This window comes from Paenibacillus sp. RC334 (assembly GCF_030034735.1).
GTDB classification, from domain to species: Bacteria; Bacillota; Bacilli; order Paenibacillales; family Paenibacillaceae; genus Paenibacillus; species Paenibacillus terrae_A.
This window is the reverse complement of record NZ_CP125370.1, coordinates 3,095,999-3,114,677: the sequence shown is the minus strand read 5'-3', so window position 1 is coordinate 3,114,677 and position 18,679 is coordinate 3,095,999. Positions and strand designations below refer to the sequence as shown.

The following is an 18,679-nucleotide window of genomic DNA, read 5'->3' as shown; positions in this document are numbered from 1 at the left end:
TAGGTCAAACAGCCGCTTACCAGTAATACGAAACGGATAGAAAAGGGTTTCAAAAAAATTAAAACATTCAAATTTTATTGATATATAAATCCTATGCCTGAATGGACTAAAGCATTCTGTCTTACGGTTTAAGTGAAAATGGATTAGTGTCCGCTCTTACATCTCCGGCGAGCAGCATACGCAGTACCATTTGGCACCACTCCAGACCCGCTTTGGCATTCATAAGCCCTTTTTGCACGAGAATGTAATCACCGAAGTTTTTGCTGCCAAAATGCAGATCCTCGTCAGGAATGTCGTTCAGAATATCCTCAAGGTGCCGTATTCGCTGAATAAAATGACGCTTGCGTTCCTCCAGCATACGGTTGGCACTGCTTTTGTCCGTCAGCCAGAGACAGAACAGCCGCAGGCTTAATTCGTCCCGTGTGACCGGAGCGGCCAGTGATTCCTGGGACCATTGCTGAAGCATATGAATTCCCTTGTCTGTAATGGTATACATTTTTTTATCAGGTTTGTCGGACTGCTGAATCCAGCGGGAAGCAAGCAATTCCTTGCTTTCCATACGCGCTAGCAGTGGATAGATCTGGCTGTGCTTGGCCTGCCAAAAAGGCTGGATACGCAGCATCAGATCATAGCCGGAGGATTCTTCTCTGGCGAGAAGGCCCAGCAGACCATAAGATAGTAAATTCATAGATTTTATCTCCTTCATCCATCTTAGTAACGGTTATAACGGCTCTACGGCAGGTGTTCTGCCGCTTCATGAAAAGTGTACACTGAAACTGTATGGTTTGACAACTTTCAGATAGGCCGTTCACAGGTTAGCCAAAATTAACTCCGATCACCATACACTCATATGTGCTTATTTTCATAAAAAAGAGGGTATCTTTAGGTCGTATTTTATGACCCAAAGATACCCTTTTTAACGTTAATTATGATTTTACTGCTTATTTCCATCAACAACCAGCGTTAGCTCCCCGGTGTCTGGATGGATGACCATACCGTGAACAGGCGCATTAGGCGGGAGCAAGGGGTGATTCTTAATAAGCTTTACGGTACTTCTAACCCCTTCCTCGATGTTGTCAAAACCTTTCAGCCATTTGTTTAGTTTAATCCCTGAATTTTCCAAAGTGCTTAGTACCTCTTGTGAAATCCCGCGCTCCAGCATTTCATTGACCATGTGGTCGGCATTCAGCGCGGCCATACCGCATTCGTAATGGCCTATGACGAGCACTTCATCCGCTCCCAGCTCATACAGGGCAACGAGTACGCTTCGCATAACGCTTCCAAAAGGCTGGGAGATAATCGCACCCGCATTTTTAATAATTTTGACATCACCATTGCGCAGGTTCATGGCTTTGGGTAGCAGTTCGGTCAGACGCGTATCCATACAGGTAATGATGACCATTTTTTTATTAGGGAACTTGCCTGTACGATAGGCTTCGTATTCTTTGTTTTCCACGAAAACGCGGTTGTATTCCAAAATCTCTTTGATGTGATCCACGATTGTTCCCTCCGTATGCTATTTAATGTTGAACTATTTTTTGCAGCAGACCAGCATGGAAAAGCCTAATCCAGGTTTTAGCAGGCCGGAAATCAGGCTTTACCCCTTTACAAATATGTACTATCTGACGGTTTTTCAAAGCCTTCAGGAGCTGGTCGCAAATGTTGTGTGTTGATTATACTTTTTAATATAAGTATCATCAAGTATAAGAAGTATAAAGTTTTATCCATTTTTAGATAAAGAGGTGACCTCAATTATGGCGCAACAGACGTTGGATCAATTGGCAGCTTTAAAAGAATTAGCACACAAAATCAAAAGTTATGGCGAGGCCGTGGGCTTGATGCACTGGGACTTACGGACAGGTGCTCCGCGCAAGGGCGTTGATATTCGTTCGGAAACGTTGGGTATGTTGTCCACTGAGATGTTCAAGCTGATTATTTCGGATGAAATGGGACAATTGCTGCAATTTTTTACCGCAGAAGACAAACTGGAGCAACTGGAGGACAATGATCGCAGACTGGTGGAGGAAAGTCGCAAAAATTATGAGCTGAACCGTTCGGTTCCGGCTGACCGTTATCGGGAATACAGCGTACTCGCTGCTCAGGCGGAGAGCAAGTGGGAGGATGCCAAGGAACATAGCGATTTTGCCGGATTCGAGCCTTATTTGTCTAAAATCGTAGAGATGAAGCGTGAGTTTATCGGTTATTGGGGAATCAAGAACACGGAATACGACACGCTTTTGGATCAATATGAACCGGATATGACGGTAGAGAAGCTGGATGCTGTGTTTGATCGTCTCAAAAAGCGCCTTGTGCCGCTGTTGTCTAAAATTCAGGCTTCACCAAACCAGCCGGACAAGAGCTTTCTGGATGGTGTGTTTGATGTGAAGCAGCAAGAGAAGTTCGGCCTATTCATTTTGAGACAGATGGGTTATGACTTCGACGCAGGTCGTTTGGATGAGAGCGTGCATCCTTTTGCGACAGGATTAAATCCGGGTGATGTGCGCATAACAACACATTATTTGCAAGATGATGTGACTAGCGCGATTTTCAGCTCATTGCATGAAGGTGGTCATGCGCTGTATGAGCAAAATATTGCGCCTGAGCTGGCAGGATCGCTGCTTTCTGAAGGAACCTCTATGGGGATACATGAATCTCAGTCTCGCTTGTGGGAAAATATGATTGGGCGCAGCCGTGCTTTTTGGGATCGATATTATGCTGACTTGCAAAAGCATTTTCCAGACCGTCTGGCAAAGGTCACGGCGGAACAGTTCTACCTGGCCGTTAATCGTGTGGAAAATTCACTGATTCGTATTGAAGCGGATGAGCTGACATATAACTTACATATCATTATCCGCTATGAAATTGAAAAAATGCTGTTTAATGAAAAACTGGATGTGAAGCGCCTTCCAGAAGTATGGAACGCGAAATATAAGGAATATCTGGGACTTCTCCCGCCGGATGACGGGCATGGCGTTCTACAGGATGTTCACTGGTCCGGTGGTGATTTTGGTTATTTTGCCTCTTACTCGCTTGGCAATATGTATGCAGCGCAAATTTTGGCGACACTGCGCAAGGAGTTGCCAAATCTGGATGAGCTGATTTCTGCTGGGGAGCTGGAGCCGATCAAGCAATGGTTGACTGAACGAATCTACCGTTACGGTAAGAGCCGGACGCCGTCCGAGCTGATTGTAGCCATTACAGGTGAGGATCTGAACCCGGACTATCTGGCTGATTATCTGGAAGAAAAATATACCTCCATATACAAGCTGTGATTTACTAGCTGTCATATCATCATTTGTGCATCTACCCCGCGTTCCCTGGGCGAACGTGGGGTTTTTGTGTGCGATTAACCATTGAGTAGGCAGCCGCATAACAATATATGAAGTCTATAATGCAAAAAGGTGGGGGAGGGAACAGGGATGAACATCGGCGCTCGTTTCAAAGCTGTGGCGGCTGCGGCACTGCTCGGGTTGCTGCTGCTCGGCGGGTGCGCACCCAAAGGGGAGCAGACGATTGAGATTAGACTGGGCGAAGTAGCTCGAACGGTCTTTTATGCGCCACAGTATGTAGCCTTGAGCCAGGGGATGTTTGCTCAGGAGGGACTGAATGTCCAACTGGCGACGATTCCCGGTGGCGACAAGACGATGACGGCGTTGCTGTCCAATCAGGCGGATATCGCGCTTATCGGTGCAGAAACATCTATTTATGTGTATCAGCAAGGGGCAGAGGACCCCATCATTAATTTTGCCCAACTGACGCAGACGGACGGAACCTTTCTATTTGCCCGGCAAACGCAGGGTAGCTTTGACTGGGAAAAGCTGAAAGGGCAAAATTTTCTTGGACAGCGCAAGGGCGGAATGCCACAAATGTCGTTGGAATTTGCACTGCGCAAACACGGCATTGATCCACACAAGGATTTGAAGCTGATTCAAAATATTGATTTTGCCAATGTTGCCTCTGCTTTCGGTTCCGGTACAGGGGATTATGTGCAGTTATTCGAGCCGCAGGCATCTATTTTCGAAAAAGAAGGCCGGGGACGGGTAGTGGCCTCCATTGGTGTGGAGAGCGGCGAGCTGCCTTATACCGTATATATGGCTAAACGAAGCTATCTGAACGAAAATGGCGAGGCCGTACAAAAATTTACGAAGGCTGTATACCGGGCACAGCAGTGGATTGCGACGCATTCACCTGAGCAGATTGCCGAAGCCATTATGCCCTATTTCAAGGACACAGATCTGGCGGTTCTGACCAGTAGTGTCAAGCGGTATAAGGAACAAGGCACCTATGCCTTGAATCCAATAATTGAGGAAAAAGAATGGAAGAATTTGCAGGATGTTATGACTTCGGCGGGCGAGCTGAAAAGTCCGGTTGCGCTGGATCAACTGTTGAACCGAAGCTTTGCAGAGAAGGCGATTGCAGCAGGCTCATCGGGGAATGCCGACCAGCCTGCAAAAGCGGGAACAAATGGAGCCGCTGATACAGGTGTAGACGCCGGAGGCTCGCCATGACAGAAGAACGGAGTTGTCTTATTTCGGATGCAACGGTCCCGGTGGTGGCGCTGAAGCAAGTGACGCATGTGTATGTAACAGACCGGGAGGCCTCACTGGCGGTTGAGGATATCGACTTCGCTGTAGGGACAGGAGAATTTATCAGTTTGGTTGGCCCAAGCGGCTGCGGCAAAACGACAATCCTGTCCATGATCGCCGGGTTATTGCGCCCGGCGAAGGGCCAGGTGCTGCTGCAAGGTCAGCCCGTAAACGGTCCGAGTCCCGAGGTCGGCTACATGTTGCAGCAGGATTATCTGTTTCCGTGGCGTACGATCATGGATAATGCGTTATTGGGTCTGGAACTGGGCAATCGGGTAGATGAAGCCTCGCGTGAACGGACCCGACTGCTGCTGGAAGGCATGGGGCTGGGAGGGAAGGAGCATCTGCATCCGTCCCAGTTATCCGGGGGGATGCGCCAACGTGTGGCGCTGGTACGGACGCTGGCGACTAATCCAGGGCTGCTGCTGCTGGATGAGCCGTTCTCCGCGCTGGATTATCAGACCAAGCTCCAACTGGAAGACCTGATTGCCGAAACCTTGCGTGAGCGGGGGAAGACGGCTATTTTGGTCACACACGATTTGGCCGAGGCGATTGCGGTCAGTGACCGGATTATTGTGCTGGGCCGAAATCCGGGCCACATCCGGCGTACCTTTGCAATTCCGGATGCGATCCGGGAAGTTCAGCCTTTTTATGCGCGCGAGCAGCCGGGCTTTAATGAGCTTTTTCATGAAATATGGGGTGAACTGGAGGCTTCGGGAGCAAAGGAGTGAGTCAAAGGATGAAGGGCGAAGCGGATCGGCTTGGACAACACTGGATTCAAGGGCTGTATCAGGAGTACCGACGCAGAAGGCGTTCGGAGCGGCGGTTGGTAACGGGTGTACAGACAGCTATTTTAGTGTTTTTATTCGTGTTGTGGGAAATTGCGGGTCGGATGAAATGGATTGATGTACTACTGTTTAGCTATCCAAGCAAAATATTTACCCAAATTGGCAAGGATGCGGTCAGCGGTGAGCTGTGGGGGCATGTCTGTGTCACGGTTGGAGAGACGTTGGCGGGTTTTTTACTGGGAACGCTGCTGGGAACATTACTGGCTGTGCTAATCTGGTGGTCGCCGTTTCTGTCGAAGGTACTGGATCCCTATATGGTTGTCTTCAACAGTATGCCCAAGGTGGCGCTGGGGCCCATTTTTATCGTCATGTTCGGAGCCGGATTTACCGCTATTCTAATGACGACCCTCTCGATTACGGTCATTATTACGACGTTAGTCGTGTATAACAGCTTTCAGGAAGTGGATTCGAATCTGATCAAGGTGGTTCGCACATTTGGTGGATCGCGGCGCGATACGTTTAGCAAGGTGATTTTGCCTGCGTCCTTTCCGGCTATCGTCTCTACACTAAAGGTGAATGTCGGCATGGCCTGGGTTGGCGTGATCGTCGGTGAATTTCTGGTAGCTAAAAACGGGTTGGGCTACTTGATCATCTACGGCTTTCAGGTGTTCAATTTCACGCTGGTGATGTCCAGTTTACTTATCATTGCGGTCGTAGCGACACTGATGTATCAGGCGGTCGTGTATGTGGAGCGACTGTTGCTGTCTGATCGTCCTCAGCGATAAGAATCAAACTTCTATACATTTCTGGATTTTTTCAAATTCCTCATTTGTGTAAAATGTGAAAATAAAGTACCATGAAAATGAAAATGATTCAAAGTTTACGAAAACAGATTTCATCCAGAGAGGACAGAATTTTTTCATGGGCTTTCGTACGATTAAAACGGCTATTGCTGCATTAATGGCCGTACTCATTGCGGATGGTTTTGGTATTCATGGAGCCACCTCGGCAGGGCTTTTGGCTATTTTGGGGGTCGATGTCACGCGCAAGAGAAGCCTCCGTACCATTTCGGCGAGATTTTTTGCATCCGTTGTGGGGCTTCTTTTTGCTTGCGTTTTGTTTGTTGTATTCGGATTCCATGATTGGGTACTGGCATTATATATTTTATCGGCGTTTCCGGTCATTGTACGGGTGGGCTTTAAGGAAGGAATCGTCACGGGTTCGGTTGTGGTTTTCCGCGTGTTCAGCGGTGGTGTGATTGATATGCAAGTGCTGCTGACCCAGCTGTGTCTGCTGGTCATCGGACTGGGGTCCGCGATGGTCGTCAATTTGGCCTACATGCCGCGCTCCGATAACACCATGCAGCAAATCCGGCAGGAAGTAGACCGGACGTTTTCCATTATATTCAGAAATATGGCCAATACATTACGCAGTCCGGCATACATATGGGATGGCAAGGAAGTTATAGAAGCGAACAGCGTCATAGCCAGAGGGGTGACCGAGGCAGGGCGTTCATTGGAAAATCAGATGCTTCGTCCGCAAGAAGGCTGGAATGTGTATTTTTATATGCGCAGGGAACAGCTGGATTCTATTCAAAATATGATGCAGCTGATCTCGCAGATGTACCAGCATATGCCGCAGGCCAAACTTTTGGCCGAGCTATTCGATCAGCTCAGCAATGACGTTCTGGCCGGACATTATACGGGACAGACGGAGAAGTTGCTGGAGCAGGTACGTGAGGAATTCAAAAAAATGGAGCTCCCCTCAACCCGGGAGGAATTCGAAATTCGTTCGGCATTGTTACAGCTTACACATGAATTACATCAGTATTTGAAAATCGCCAAAAAGGACAAGGCCCCCACTCCAGTCAAAGCTTAGAGTCGAAGGCCCAAACTAAAAAGCTACTGTCTAACGATGGACAGTAGCTTTTTCTTGTTCAGTGATGACGGACGCAGCAGGAAGGGGTCGTTTGTGCCGAATTCGACCTGCGATCCATAAGGCAACGGTGATCAAGCAAGGATAAAGCATGGCCCAGCCGACAAAAGGAAACACCACCGCAGTCGAGATGAACGACACCCAACTGATGGCTACACCCCAGCGATTACCTCGTAGCAGCTTGATACCCGCAGCACACCCGCCCAGATAGGTCAGGATAAAAGTGGCATTGGGGAACTGAATCAGGTTGGTGAGTGAAACAGTACCGCTACCGTAAAGGGACATAATGACGACGAAACAAAGGAAGAGAAACGCGATACCCCCAATTGGCGTATGAAAGCGCCGGGACAAGAGACCCATCCAGCGGAAGGCATGGCCTTGCCGGGATAAAGCATACGCGACGCGTGAAGCAGCACCCACATAAGCAATAATCGTAGCTGTACATATAAAGATGCCTGTCAAGCCGGCAATCACTGCACCCCACGGACCAATAGCCCGGCTAATCACCCATACGAGCGAAGCGTCTGATCCACCTGCAAGGTAGCTTTGTGTCCCGACTGTAGCCAGTGCAGTAAGAAAATAAAGCAGGCCAACGATGATGGCTGCAACGGTGACACCCTTAACAGCCGCCCGCTGAGGATTGGTGAATTCCTCCGACAAATGAGAGACGGCTTCCCAGCCGATGAAGCACCAGAACAGAATCGCGGCTGCCTGACCGACAGGAAGCCAACCGTGCGGAGCAAACGGTGTGAAGTGTATCGATTTCATTTGTGGCAGCGCTGCGACAATGGCGAAGATAAGGACAGCAACGATAGCAATGACAACGGCGATCTGGATACGTCCCGCAACCTTCATACCGATCCAGTTAATGATCAGTCCAACCGCCAGCATGGCGGCGGCCAATCCCATGCGGCATCCCTCTCCCCAGCCCATGGCGGCGGTCATATAGCCAGCTCCGGTGAGTGCGGCAACAGGTGCCCCAATCGGAACTGACATCAGAAAAAACCACCCGATATAAGAGCCTGCACGCGGTGAAAAAGCCAGCGTAACAAAATGCGATACCCCTCCAGCGTTCGGGAATTTGGCGGACAGCAGTCCCATGGACAGGGCCATTGGCAAAATGAGCAGGGTCATAAAGCCCCACGCCAGTAGTGATGCCGGACCCGCCATTTCGGCGGCAAGACCGGGTACAATCAATATCCCCGAACCCAGCACCGCCCCGATATATAGCGCAATGGCCTGTGGAAGACCAATGGTGGATTGTAGTTTATGTTCATTTGTCATGCAGGTAAGCCTTCTTTCTCTTGTCATTTCCTTCAGTTTATCAGATAATCAATCTATCGGAAAAACGGAATATAACGATGGCTTGCATCGAAAAAAACGATTGAAGGAGCAACTTATGGAATCACGGCATTTGTTTACGTTTTTAAATGTGGTTGAGGCAGGCAGTTTTACCCGGGCGGCGCGTATACTGGACTATGCACAATCAAGTATAACTGCTCAAATTCAGACGCTGGAGACAGAGCTGGGCACACCTCTTTTTGACCGCATAGGTAAGAAAATCATGCTCACAGATGCCGGACGACGCCTGCTGCCCTATGCGCAGGAGATTTCCAAGATGCACGCCCTTGCTAAGGATGCGCTACGTTCAGAAACGGTGCTGACGGGTACGCTCAAAATCGGAGCGCCAGAGTCGCTGGCGGCTTTCCGCCTGCCGAGCCTGATCCGTGAGTACAGGGAGCGGTATCCGAAGGTAAAAATCGTGCTTAAACCCGGTGAATGCTGGGAATTGCGTGATATGACCCGTTCAGGTGAGCTGGATTTGGCTTTTTTGCTTCAGCCGGAAACAGAGGATAGAGAACTGCATGTCACTACGCTCATTCATGAGCCGATGGCATTGGTTGCGCCACTGGGGCATCCACTGGCTTCCTATAATAAGGTGGAGCCAGCTGACTTGAAGGACGAAACCATTTTGCACACGGAGGCGGGCTGCACCTATCGTATCCTTTTTGAGCAGTATTTGAACAGACACGGTATTTTTGCAGACCCGAGTCTGGAGTTTTGGAGTATTGAAGCGATCAAGCAATGTGTCATGGCCGGATTGGGCGTTGCGCTGCTTCCGCTGGTTACGGTGCAAAATGAGTTGCGTGAAGGGAAGATGGCGCGTTTAAGCTGGGATGACAGCGAACAGCAGGTGGCTACCCAGGTCGCCTATCACACGAAAAAGTGGAAATCCCCGGCGCTCAGCGAATTTTTACGGATTGTCGAGCAGCATGTAACACATTGGCGTGCATGAGTTCAAGCCATTAGGGCATAAGCTTATACAAATAATATTTTTTCCTTTTCGCCTATTCACTCAACATTCGCCCACAACCTGCATACATATGTATGGAATGATTGATTGTATGGAGGAGGTTCAAGTATGGCATTAAGTCATAAAAATCGTAGAGAGATTATTACAAAAGCGATCTGCGGTAAAGGTCGCAAATTCTCTACCGTAACCCATACCGTAACTCCGCCTAATAATCCGACCAGCATTTTGGGGGCGTGGATTATTAACCACCAGTATGAGGCTGTGGCGGCTGGAGACGGCATTGAGGTCGTGGGGACGTATGATATCAATATCTGGTACTCATACGATAAAAACTCGCAGACCGATGTGGCTAAGGAAACGGTGTCGTACGTGGAAAACGTGCCGCTCTCGTATCTTGATCCGAAACACCGGGCGTCTACAGTGGAAGTATCCGCCGAGGCGACACAGGAGCCAAGCTGCGTTGAGGCCAGTGTGTCTTCAGGGGGCGGCAGCGTAATTATCCGGGTCGAGCGGGAATTTGCGGTGGAACTGGTGGCAGAAACGAAGATTGTTGTAGAAGTATTCCCGAATGGCAGCAGTGACGATTTTGACAAGGACTATGATTTTGGAGCGGAAGAAGGGGACTATGAGGAGCTCGACCCCGACCTCATTGACGACGAGCTCTGACGGAAGTAACCAAAAAGAGGGCCGCTTTACTCTTTTGCGCCGGCTGAGACTGCGCAGGGGGGAAAGGCCCTCCTTTTTGTTGTTGTAGGGAAGGGAAGTCGTTCAATCGTCCGTAATCTGGTAGGGAGGGGAAGATGATGCAGCAGGCGGGACAGGCGCTCAGACGCTTCAGACAGATGTCGGATGATGAAAAGCAGCGCAGGCTGGAACGCTCCGGCATATCGGTTCGCTGGATTGACGACAACGCAGCAGATTTTGCGGTAGGCTATGCGGTGCAGATCCATCAGCTACGAATGCTGGAAATTCGAAGACGTACGATTGAAGGACACTCCAAAGTCCGCGCTTATGATCCGTCTGCGTTGGATAGCAGCTCTCAGCTGTCCGTCCGAATGGAGCGACTGGCTGTACGTACTTTGTACACACTTGGCCTCGACAGTGGCGAGGTGACGCTGACACTGCTGGGCGAGCGCAGCTGTCAGGTGCGTGAAGTCGTGGCCCAGCCATGGCTTAATGATAGACGCCTAGACACGCTATATGAAGCCGCAGCTCGCGAAGTGGATGTTCAGGAGCAGGGCCTTCCAGCGGTACAAGGGGATAAACAGCTGCTAATCGGAATGGACCCTGAATTTGTACTGGTCCGCATGCCGGAAGGACGGGTTGTACCGGCTTCGCGATATTTGGGCCGCCTTGGCGTGGCGGGATGCGATGCGGTTACGCGCCGGGGGCGGACGTTGTACCCGGTCGCTGAGCTTCGACCCGCACCAAGTGGCGATCCGGCTCTTTTGCTGACCCATTTACGCCGTGCCTTTGCGGCAGCAGCCCGGCGCATTGCCGATCGTACGCTAATTTGGCAAGCAGGCGGGATGCCGCAGTCCGGTTTTCCGCTGGGAGGGCATCTGCATTTTAGCGGAATTCCGCTGAACGGGTCTCTGCTACGTGCGCTGGACAATTATTTAGCGCTGCCTTTGGCGTTGTTAGAAGACAAACGCGCAGCCCGGCGCAGACCGCATTACGGCAATTTGGGCGATTTTCGCCGCCAACCGTACGGAGGTTTTGAATACCGTACACTACCCAGCTTTCTTGTTTCGCCGCAGCTCGCGAAAGGCGTGATTGGATTGACCTTTCTCATCGCGTCTCAATATCCGCGCTTGGAGCGTAGGCCACTGGATGAGGAAGAGGCCCATAGAGCTTTTTATGAAGGAAATCGGATTGTGCTGGGGGAATATATGGAGCCTCTTATTTTGGATATCGTTTCACTGGATGTATATCCGCAATATAAAGCTTATGTAGGGCCTTTGCTGGACAGCCTGCGTCAGGGGAAACAATGGGATGAATCGCGGGATTTACGTCCGTTTTGGAAGCTTTCGTAAAATCTGTGATGTTGTTTGCGATGCTTGCATGTTATCGACTGTCATTTTTGCTATAATGAAAGGTAATGTAAGTTTAAACGGAACAATGTGTGGGGGTTAGTAAACGGTATGGCCAAATATACACCGATGATTGAGCAATATTTATCCATAAAAGACCAGGCGCAGGATGCGTTTTTGTTTTTCCGCCTAGGGGATTTTTACGAGATGTTTTTTGATGATGCGATTCTTGCATCGAAGGAGCTGGAGATTACACTTACCGGACGCGAGGGTGGCGGCACGGAAAAAATTCCAATGTGCGGCGTGCCTTATCATTCGGCGGAAAATTACATACAGCGCCTTATTGAAAAGGGTTATAAGGTTGCCATCTGCGAACAGATGGAGGAAGCCTCGGCTACGAAGGGGATGGTACGGCGAGATATTGTCCGTGTCGTCACTCCGGGTACGGTGATGGAAGGCAAGGTGCTGGGTGACAAATCCAACAACTACATGGTATGTGTCACCGAGACGGACGGGATGCTGGCACTGGCGGCCTGCGATTTGTCAACAGGTGAGCTGTATGTGACCTCTGTACCTGATTCGAAAGAATGGCTGTTGGATGAAATTAATATTTATGAGCCGTCAGAAATGCTGGGGGATGGTCATCTGCTCGATTTCGTAACCTCCCGAATGTCACCCGTTGGGCGTCGTGTTGTCTACACAGCCTGGGACAAGTCTAAGGATGATCTTGTGCGTGGTCAATTTGGTGAAGCAACGTGGGCAAGGCTCAACGAGGAACGTAGGCAGTGTGTATCGCGTCTGATTGCTTATTTGAATGAAACGCAAAAAAGATCGTTAGGCCAGTTGACCCAGATTTCCGTTTATGAGCCAAACCATTTTATGATTCTTGATCCATTTACCCGCCGTAATCTGGAACTGGTGGAGACGGTTCGTGAGCGCTCCAAGAAGGGATCGTTGCTGTGGTTGCTGGATCGGACGGAGACGTCGATGGGAGCGCGGTTGCTGCGACGCTGGATCGACAAGCCGCTGCTTAGCAGCCATCTGATCGAGGAACGGCTGGAGGCGGTTGATAAGCTGTACCACCAGTTTATTTTTCGTGAGGATGTGCGTGCACAGCTTAAAGAAATTTACGACCTGGAGCGCTTGGTTGGGCGAATTGCCTTTGGCAGCGCCAATGCACGCGACCTGATTGCACTCAAGCTGTCATTAACCCGAATTCCGGCTTTGCGTGAGCTATGCGCAGAATCGGAATCGGAGACACTGCGCCGAGTTGCCCAGACGCTGGATAGCTGTACAGACTTGTGTGCGTTGATTGAGGAAGCCGTAGCGGACGAGCCGCCTATTTCTGTAAGGGACGGGGGTCTCATTAAGGAAGGCTACCATCAGCGTCTGGACGAACTGCGGGAGGCGAGTGTGAACGGCAAGCGCTGGATCGCCGAGCTGGAGGCCAAGGAACGTGTAGCGACTGGTATTCGGTCGCTCAAAATCGGGTACAACAAAGTATTTGGTTATTATATCGAGGTAACCAAATCCAATCTGGCTTCATTGCCGGAAGGACGATATGAACGCAAGCAAACGCTGGCGAATGCGGAACGATATATTACACCGGAGCTGAAGGAAAAGGAATCTCTGATTTTGGAAGCCGAGGATAAGATGGTAGATCTGGAGTACTCTCTCTTCTCTGAGCTTCGCAGTAAACTAAATACTGAAATTCCACGCCTGCAAAAGCTGGCAGAGCGGGTGGCAGAAATTGATGTGTACCAGTCCCTGGCATCGGTCAGCGCAGAGCGTGGCTTCGTGAAGCCTGAGCTGACAACGGGATATGATCTCGTGGTGGAGCAGGGGCGGCATCCCGTTGTGGAAGCTGTGATGAAGGATGGCAGCTTTATCGCCAATGGTACGGCGCTGGAGGAAGCAGATGCGCATATTTTGCTAATCACCGGTCCGAATATGGCCGGGAAAAGTACGTATATGCGTCAGGTTGCGCTGATCGCAATTATGGCGCAGATCGGTTGCTTCGTTCCGGCTGCACATGCGAAAGTGCCGATGCTGGATCGCATTTTCACGCGCATCGGTGCGGCGGATGACCTGATCGGCGGGCAGAGTACGTTCATGGTGGAAATGGCTGATATTCAGGTCATGACAGACAAAGCGACTCCGCGAAGCCTGATCATTATTGACGAGTTGGGACGCGGTACGTCCACCAGTGAGGGGATGGCGATTGCTCAAGCTGTGATTGAATTTGTCCATGACACGATCGGCTGTAAGGCGCTGGTGTCTACGCATTTTCATGAGCTGGCTCATTTGGAGCAAAGCCTGTCCTCGCTGCGGAACTACTCCATGGCGGTACAGGAAAGCGGCGACAAGGTGAATTTCCTGCGTAAGCTCATACCGGGCGCGGCCAGTAGCAGTTACGGTATCTATTGTGCCCGTCTTGCGGGTTTGCCGGATAATATCATTGAACGTGCGAACGGGCTGTTGCATGGCTTTGAGCACGCGGCTGCCCAAGTGACGGCAGGCACCGAGGCTGTTGCAGTAGCGAAGGAAAATGTTGTTCACCGCACAGTTTCAGGAGCTGGAGCTTCTTCTTCGGACGGCACCCATTCAGACCAGACGCTACGGGAAAGCAGGGAAGTGGCGTTGCAGGCTCCACTTATGTCACAGCAAGCCAACGTTGTAAAAGAAAACACTCAGCAGGTGGTGGAAGACTCCAGTGTACTGGACCATACGGCTACCGGAGTCGTACAGCTGTCCATTTTCGGAGAGCAAGAGCTTGCTCCTGCCAAGCCGCAGCTGGAGACGGCCGAGGTTAATCCGATTGTGCGCCAGATTTTACGCAAGGTGAAAAACGCTGATGTCATGAATATGACACCTTTGCAGGCGATGCAGTTGTTAAATGAACTGAAAAACAAGGCCAACGGCCTGTAGCACCGATATCTGTAGTTAACGATATTATATTTTTATTTTCATCACACTTTGAAGTTAGGGGGAGGTTAAAAGGATGTCTAAAATTCGGGTACTGGATGAGCATATTGCCAACCAGATTGCTGCCGGTGAGGTTGTAGAACGTCCAGCCTCCGTCGTGAAGGAGCTGGTGGAAAATGCGATTGATGCGGGCGGTACGCGTGTCGACGTATGGGTAGAGGAAGGCGGACTGCAAAGCATCCGGGTGACGGATAACGGTAGTGGCATCGAGCCTGAAGATGTCGAAACGGCGTTCTATCGGCATGCGACCAGCAAAATCGGGCATGGACGCGATCTGTTCCAGATCACGAGCCTGGGCTTCCGGGGAGAAGCGCTGCCGAGTATTGCGGCTGTATCGAAAGTGGAGCTGCTGACAGCAGCCGGAGATGACGGACGTGCCCGCAAATTGGTTATTGAGGGCGGCAAGCTGGTGCTGCATGAGGATGCAGCCGCTCGGCAAGGGACGGATTTTACCGTCCGGGAGCTGTTTTATAACACGCCTGCAAGGCTGAAATATATGAAAACGATCCAGACGGAGCTGGGGCACATTTCGGATGTACTTTACCGAATGGCGCTTTCACACCCCGAAGTTGCCTTCACATTGCGGCATAACGGGAATACACTGCTTCAAACGCTGGGTAATGGTGATTTGCTTCAAGTGATTGCCGCTGTTTATGGAACCTCGGCAGCGAAATCCATGCTGCTGCTGGAAGGAGAGAGTCTGGATTACCGTATTAGCGGCTATGTCAGCCGCCCGGAGTGGACCAGATCGAATCGGAATGCCATCTCGACGGTGGTGAACGGACGTTTTGTGCGTAGCTACGGGCTGAATCAGGCACTGCTTAAGGCGTATCATACCTTGCTGCCGATCAATCGTTTTCCACTAGCTGTGATCCAGCTGGAAATGCATCCTTCACTGGTGGATGTTAACGTTCATCCTGCCAAGTTGGAGGTACGTTTCAGCAAAGAAGCCGAGCTGTTTCAATTGGTTGAGGATTCGGTAAAAGCTGTTCTAGGGCAGCAGGTGCTGATTCCGAAGGCAGTCAAGCGCGAAATCGGCGGCAAGGATAGCGGCTCGTTCGTGCAGGAGCAGTTCCATTTCTCGAAGGGAAGCGGTATGGAAGGAAACTCTTCTGCTGGCGAGAGCCGAGGGGAGGCACAACCGCTTGCCGGACCTTTCCCGGAGGGCCGTGACCCGCGCCAATCTATTCGTTTGGACGGAAATGAGGAGGAACACAGGCTTGGCACGGAGCGTGAGCAACGCCAGAATAGGGAGAGACTCCTTGTCTCTGGTCGGGGGAAAACGTCTTCTGGGCAACGTGTCAGTGACGAGGAACTGGATGCAGATTTTGTGGATGGAAACGATGGGAATGGCGTTAGAGGGAACGATCCGGTGCCTGATAGTGCTTCCGGGCAGGCGTTCGCTACTCAAGAAATTCAAGGGAATAAAAGCGAATCCGGTTCATCCCCTTTGTACAGCGGCAGAGTACAGGAAGCGGCTGCTTCTGTGGCTTATCGGCCTTCTGCTTCACCGGATGCAGGAAACGCTGTGGATTCCCGATATTTCTTGGATCAGAAGAAACGTCAGTCACGACTGAATGCAGAGCAGTTGGCGGTGGTGTCGGGTGAGGCTCCCGAGATTCCCGCTTTTCCTGAGCTAAATTTGATTGGTCAGCACCATGGAACCTATTTGATTGCGCAGAACGATCAGGGGCTGTATTTAATTGACCAGCATGCTGCGCATGAACGGGTTAACTACGAATTTTATTATGAAAAATTCGGCAGTCCCGAGGCGGTATCTCAGGAGCTACTCCTGCCGATTACATTAGAATTTACGCCCTCGGAGACGGAAAAGCTGAAAACAAGGCTGCACTGGTTTGAGCAGGCGGGAGTGTATTTGGAGCATTTTGGTGGTCAAACCTTCCGTGTTAGCTCTTATCCTTACTGGCTTCCTCAAGGGCAAGAAGCGGATGTTATTGAGGAAATGGCAGGATGGGTACTGGATGAAAAAGCAATTGATCTTGCAAAGCTGCGGGAAGCAGCCTCGATCATGTGCTCCTGCCGGGCTTCGATTAAAGCGAACCAGAAGCTGACTGACCGACAGGCTGTCGTACTGCTGGAGCGTTTGGCGGCGTGCAGACAGCCGTACACCTGCCCGCATGGGCGGCCCATCGTTGTGTCCTTTTCCATATATGATTTGGAGAAGCTGTTTAAGAGAGTAATGTAAGGGAGTTTATATATGTTGCAGGATCGGGAAAACCGTGAAGAAGAAAAGCAGGCAAGGCTTCGGGAGGAACAAGCCCATTTATTGGTGACGACAGGGGATTCTCCCTCCGCTGAGGTCGTGCAGCGGGCGGAACTGCTTGCAGCCGAGCTGGGGGTGCTGTATGCCCCCCGTCGTGGTATATCGGTAGCAAGGCTGACTGTTGCTCATAGAGTTCGTCAGGCGTTGGTGCTCGTACAGGGTGGGGTGAGGCTGATTAGCCCGGAGCAACCACCGATGACTTTTCACCCGAGCATGGGCTTCATCCGCGCCAAGCGGGTGTTGAAGAGCGAGCCTGATCCGATGCTGACCGCCGCTCGGCTCGTTCCGGGGGACACCGTGCTGGATTGTACCGCAGGACTCGGAACGGATTCCCTCCTGTTTTCAATTGGAACAGGAAGTTCTGGACAAGTAACTGCTGTGGAAAGTTCTTTTCCTGTCTATGCTTTAATCAAGGATGGAATGAGGCATTACCGTTCCGGCAACGCTGCGGTAGATGAGGCATTTTCCGGCATTGACGTCCGCTTTGGTCATCATTTGGATTATTTGCGTAGCTTGCCGGATCGCAGTGTGGATATTATCTATTTTGACCCGATGTTCCGTGATCCGTTGCTCGATTCTAGTGCAATCGGTCCATTGAGAGGATTGGCTAACCCGGATGCTCTGGATGAGGAAAGTATTGTTCAGGCAAAACGTATTGCAAGGAAAACAATTGTATTGAAGGAAAAACGGGGCAGCAGGGAATTTGCCCGCCTTGGCTTCCATGTGGAGCAACGGGGCACAACGAAAACAGTGTACGGAGTGATTGATATTGATAGCGGCATCTAAGCCTAAACTACTTGTTCTTGTCGGCCCGACTGCGGTCGGCAAGACGAAATTAAGCATCGAGATGGCACGGCAATTTGGCGGGGAAATTATTTCCGGAGATTCCATGCAGGTGTACCGTCATATGGATATTGGAACTGCCAAAATTTCCGAACAGGAAATGGAAGGAATCAAGCACCATTTGATTGATATTCATGAGCCGGAATACCCATATTCGGTAGCTGCATTTCAGGAAGATTGCCGTCGTCTCATACCGGATATTCATGCCAGAGGGAAACTGCCGTTTATCGTAGGTGGGACAGGTTTATATGTGGAGTCTGTCTGCTATGAATACCAGTTTTCCGAGGTGGGAGCTGATGAAGCTTTTCGTCAGGAACAGCTTGATTATGCCGAACAATTTGGAGCCGAGGCGCTTCATGCGCGACTCCAGGCGGTTGATCCCGAAAGTGCACGTCGTCTGCATCCCAATGACCGGCGCCGAGTCGTTCGAGCGTTGGAAATTTATCATGTTAGCGGAACGACGCTCAGCTCGCAATTGGCCAGTCAAAAAAAGGAATCTCCCTATCAGCTTTGCATCGTAGGTTTGACAATGGATAGGCAAATGCTATATAAACGTATTGAAGACCGAATTGACGGGATGCTCGATCAAGGGCTTGTTGCTGAGGTAACCTCCTTAATGGAACGGGGAGTGCGAAGCGATGCCATCTCCATGCAAGGTCTAGGCTATAAAGAGATATCCTCCTACCTGCGAGGAGAGGTGTCTTTGGAAGAGGCGGTGACTTGGCTGAAACGGGATACGCGTCATTTTGCGAAGCGGCAGCTCTCGTGGTTTCGCCATATGAAGGATATCCAGTGGGTAGATGTCACCGATTTCGGAAATTTTTCTGCTCATGCAGCCCGAATACACGAAATTATAGCAGGAAAGTTCCGGACAGACCTTGAATATACTTCAAAACAATCCAAATGATTAT

Annotated in this window: 15 protein-coding genes; 12 read left to right on the top strand and 3 right to left on the bottom strand. The window is 50.5% G+C overall.

Annotated features, from left to right (window positions below):
* Window positions 1-121: 121 nt before the first annotated feature.
* Both QMK20_RS14255 and QMK20_RS14250 read right to left on the bottom strand, forming a co-directional pair.
* The gene (locus QMK20_RS14255; RefSeq protein ID WP_044647777.1) at window positions 122-688 is read right to left on the bottom strand and encodes a PadR family transcriptional regulator; all 567 of its coding nucleotides are present in this window, start codon (window positions 686-688) and stop codon (window positions 122-124) included.
* Between the two features lie 246 nt (window positions 689-934).
* Window positions 935-1,498, bottom strand: a complete 564-nt coding sequence (locus QMK20_RS14250; protein ID WP_283652140.1) for a beta-class carbonic anhydrase — start codon at window positions 1,496-1,498, stop codon at window positions 935-937.
* Between the two features lie 256 nt (window positions 1,499-1,754).
* On the opposite strand from QMK20_RS14250, the gene QMK20_RS14245 reads away from it, so the two are divergent.
* The 5 genes from QMK20_RS14245 (at window position 1,755) to QMK20_RS14225 (ending at window position 7,252) form a co-directional block, all read left to right on the top strand.
* Window positions 1,755-3,272, top strand: a complete 1,518-nt coding sequence (locus QMK20_RS14245) for a carboxypeptidase M32 (protein ID WP_283652139.1) — start codon at window positions 1,755-1,757, stop codon at window positions 3,270-3,272.
* Between the two features lie 147 nt (window positions 3,273-3,419).
* On the top strand, window positions 3,420-4,508 hold the full coding sequence (locus QMK20_RS14240) for an ABC transporter substrate-binding protein (RefSeq protein WP_283652138.1): 1,089 nt from the start codon (window positions 3,420-3,422) through the stop codon (window positions 4,506-4,508).
* A complete protein-coding gene (locus QMK20_RS14235; RefSeq protein ID WP_283652137.1) occupies window positions 4,505-5,317 on the top strand; it encodes an ABC transporter ATP-binding protein in 813 nt (270 codons plus the stop codon). The genes QMK20_RS14240 and QMK20_RS14235 overlap by 4 nt, the downstream gene beginning before the upstream one ends.
* Window positions 5,318-5,325: 8 nt before the next feature.
* On the top strand, window positions 5,326-6,159 hold the full coding sequence (locus QMK20_RS14230) for an ABC transporter permease (RefSeq protein WP_283656282.1): 834 nt from the start codon (window positions 5,326-5,328) through the stop codon (window positions 6,157-6,159).
* Between the two features lie 136 nt (window positions 6,160-6,295).
* Entirely contained in the window at window positions 6,296-7,252 is a 957-nt protein-coding gene (locus QMK20_RS14225; protein ID WP_283652136.1) for an aromatic acid exporter family protein, read from the top strand.
* A 30-nt stretch (window positions 7,253-7,282) separates the two neighbouring features.
* Here QMK20_RS14225 and QMK20_RS14220 read toward each other — a convergent pair whose 3' ends face one another.
* Complete coding sequence (locus QMK20_RS14220; RefSeq protein WP_283652135.1) at window positions 7,283-8,593, bottom strand: amino acid permease; 1,311 nt, start codon at window positions 8,591-8,593, stop codon at window positions 7,283-7,285.
* 115 nt (window positions 8,594-8,708) lie between these two features.
* Here QMK20_RS14220 and QMK20_RS14215 point away from each other — a divergent pair, with 115 nt between their 5' ends.
* From QMK20_RS14215 to miaA, 7 genes are all read left to right on the top strand, one after another.
* Window positions 8,709-9,605, top strand: a complete 897-nt coding sequence (locus QMK20_RS14215; RefSeq protein ID WP_044647805.1) for a LysR family transcriptional regulator — start codon at window positions 8,709-8,711, stop codon at window positions 9,603-9,605.
* 126 nt (window positions 9,606-9,731) lie between these two features.
* Window positions 9,732-10,289, top strand: a complete 558-nt coding sequence (locus QMK20_RS14210) for an outer spore coat protein CotE (protein ID WP_014281435.1) — start codon at window positions 9,732-9,734, stop codon at window positions 10,287-10,289.
* 134 nt (window positions 10,290-10,423) lie between these two features.
* Window positions 10,424-11,659 carry a putative amidoligase domain-containing protein gene (locus tag QMK20_RS14205; RefSeq protein ID WP_283652134.1) on the top strand — a complete coding sequence of 412 codons (1,236 nt, stop codon included), beginning with the start codon at window positions 10,424-10,426 and terminating at the stop codon, window positions 11,657-11,659.
* 108 nt (window positions 11,660-11,767) lie between these two features.
* Window positions 11,768-14,584, top strand: a complete 2,817-nt coding sequence (gene mutS, locus QMK20_RS14200; protein WP_283652133.1) for a DNA mismatch repair protein MutS — start codon at window positions 11,768-11,770, stop codon at window positions 14,582-14,584.
* Between the two features lie 73 nt (window positions 14,585-14,657).
* Window positions 14,658-16,847 (top strand): DNA mismatch repair endonuclease MutL, encoded by a 2,190-nt coding sequence (gene mutL, locus QMK20_RS14195; RefSeq protein ID WP_283652132.1) that lies wholly within the window; start codon window positions 14,658-14,660, stop codon window positions 16,845-16,847.
* Between the two features lie 12 nt (window positions 16,848-16,859).
* The gene (locus QMK20_RS14190; protein ID WP_283652131.1) at window positions 16,860-17,711 is read left to right on the top strand and encodes a class I SAM-dependent methyltransferase; all 852 of its coding nucleotides are present in this window, start codon (window positions 16,860-16,862) and stop codon (window positions 17,709-17,711) included.
* Window positions 17,695-18,675 carry a tRNA (adenosine(37)-N6)-dimethylallyltransferase MiaA gene (gene miaA, locus QMK20_RS14185; protein WP_283652130.1) on the top strand — a complete coding sequence of 327 codons (981 nt, stop codon included), beginning with the start codon at window positions 17,695-17,697 and terminating at the stop codon, window positions 18,673-18,675. The genes QMK20_RS14190 and miaA overlap by 17 nt, the downstream gene beginning before the upstream one ends.
* The last annotated feature ends 4 nt before the right edge of the window (window positions 18,676-18,679 follow it).

What these genes read in the sequence shown, in the direction of transcription:
- QMK20_RS14255 (WP_044647777.1), bottom strand. Translation starts at nt 688, where the DNA reads ATGAATTTACTATCTTATGGTCTGCTGGGCCTTCTCGCCAGAGAAGAA.
- QMK20_RS14245 (WP_283652139.1), top strand. Translation starts at nt 1,755, where the DNA reads ATGGCGCAACAGACGTTGGATCAATTGGCAGCTTTAAAAGAATTAGCA.
- QMK20_RS14240 (WP_283652138.1), top strand. Translation starts at nt 3,420, where the DNA reads ATGAACATCGGCGCTCGTTTCAAAGCTGTGGCGGCTGCGGCACTGCTC.
- QMK20_RS14235 (WP_283652137.1), top strand. Translation starts at nt 4,505, where the DNA reads ATGACAGAAGAACGGAGTTGTCTTATTTCGGATGCAACGGTCCCGGTG.
- QMK20_RS14230 (WP_283656282.1), top strand. Translation starts at nt 5,326, where the DNA reads ATGAAGGGCGAAGCGGATCGGCTTGGACAACACTGGATTCAAGGGCTG.
- QMK20_RS14225 (WP_283652136.1), top strand. Translation starts at nt 6,296, where the DNA reads ATGGGCTTTCGTACGATTAAAACGGCTATTGCTGCATTAATGGCCGTA.
- QMK20_RS14220 (WP_283652135.1), bottom strand. Translation starts at nt 8,593, where the DNA reads ATGACAAATGAACATAAACTACAATCCACCATTGGTCTTCCACAGGCC.
- QMK20_RS14215 (WP_044647805.1), top strand. Translation starts at nt 8,709, where the DNA reads ATGGAATCACGGCATTTGTTTACGTTTTTAAATGTGGTTGAGGCAGGC.
- QMK20_RS14210 (WP_014281435.1), top strand. Translation starts at nt 9,732, where the DNA reads ATGGCATTAAGTCATAAAAATCGTAGAGAGATTATTACAAAAGCGATC.
- QMK20_RS14205 (WP_283652134.1), top strand. Translation starts at nt 10,424, where the DNA reads ATGATGCAGCAGGCGGGACAGGCGCTCAGACGCTTCAGACAGATGTCG.
- mutS (WP_283652133.1), top strand. Translation starts at nt 11,768, where the DNA reads ATGGCCAAATATACACCGATGATTGAGCAATATTTATCCATAAAAGAC.
- mutL (WP_283652132.1), top strand. Translation starts at nt 14,658, where the DNA reads ATGTCTAAAATTCGGGTACTGGATGAGCATATTGCCAACCAGATTGCT.
- QMK20_RS14190 (WP_283652131.1), top strand. Translation starts at nt 16,860, where the DNA reads ATGTTGCAGGATCGGGAAAACCGTGAAGAAGAAAAGCAGGCAAGGCTT.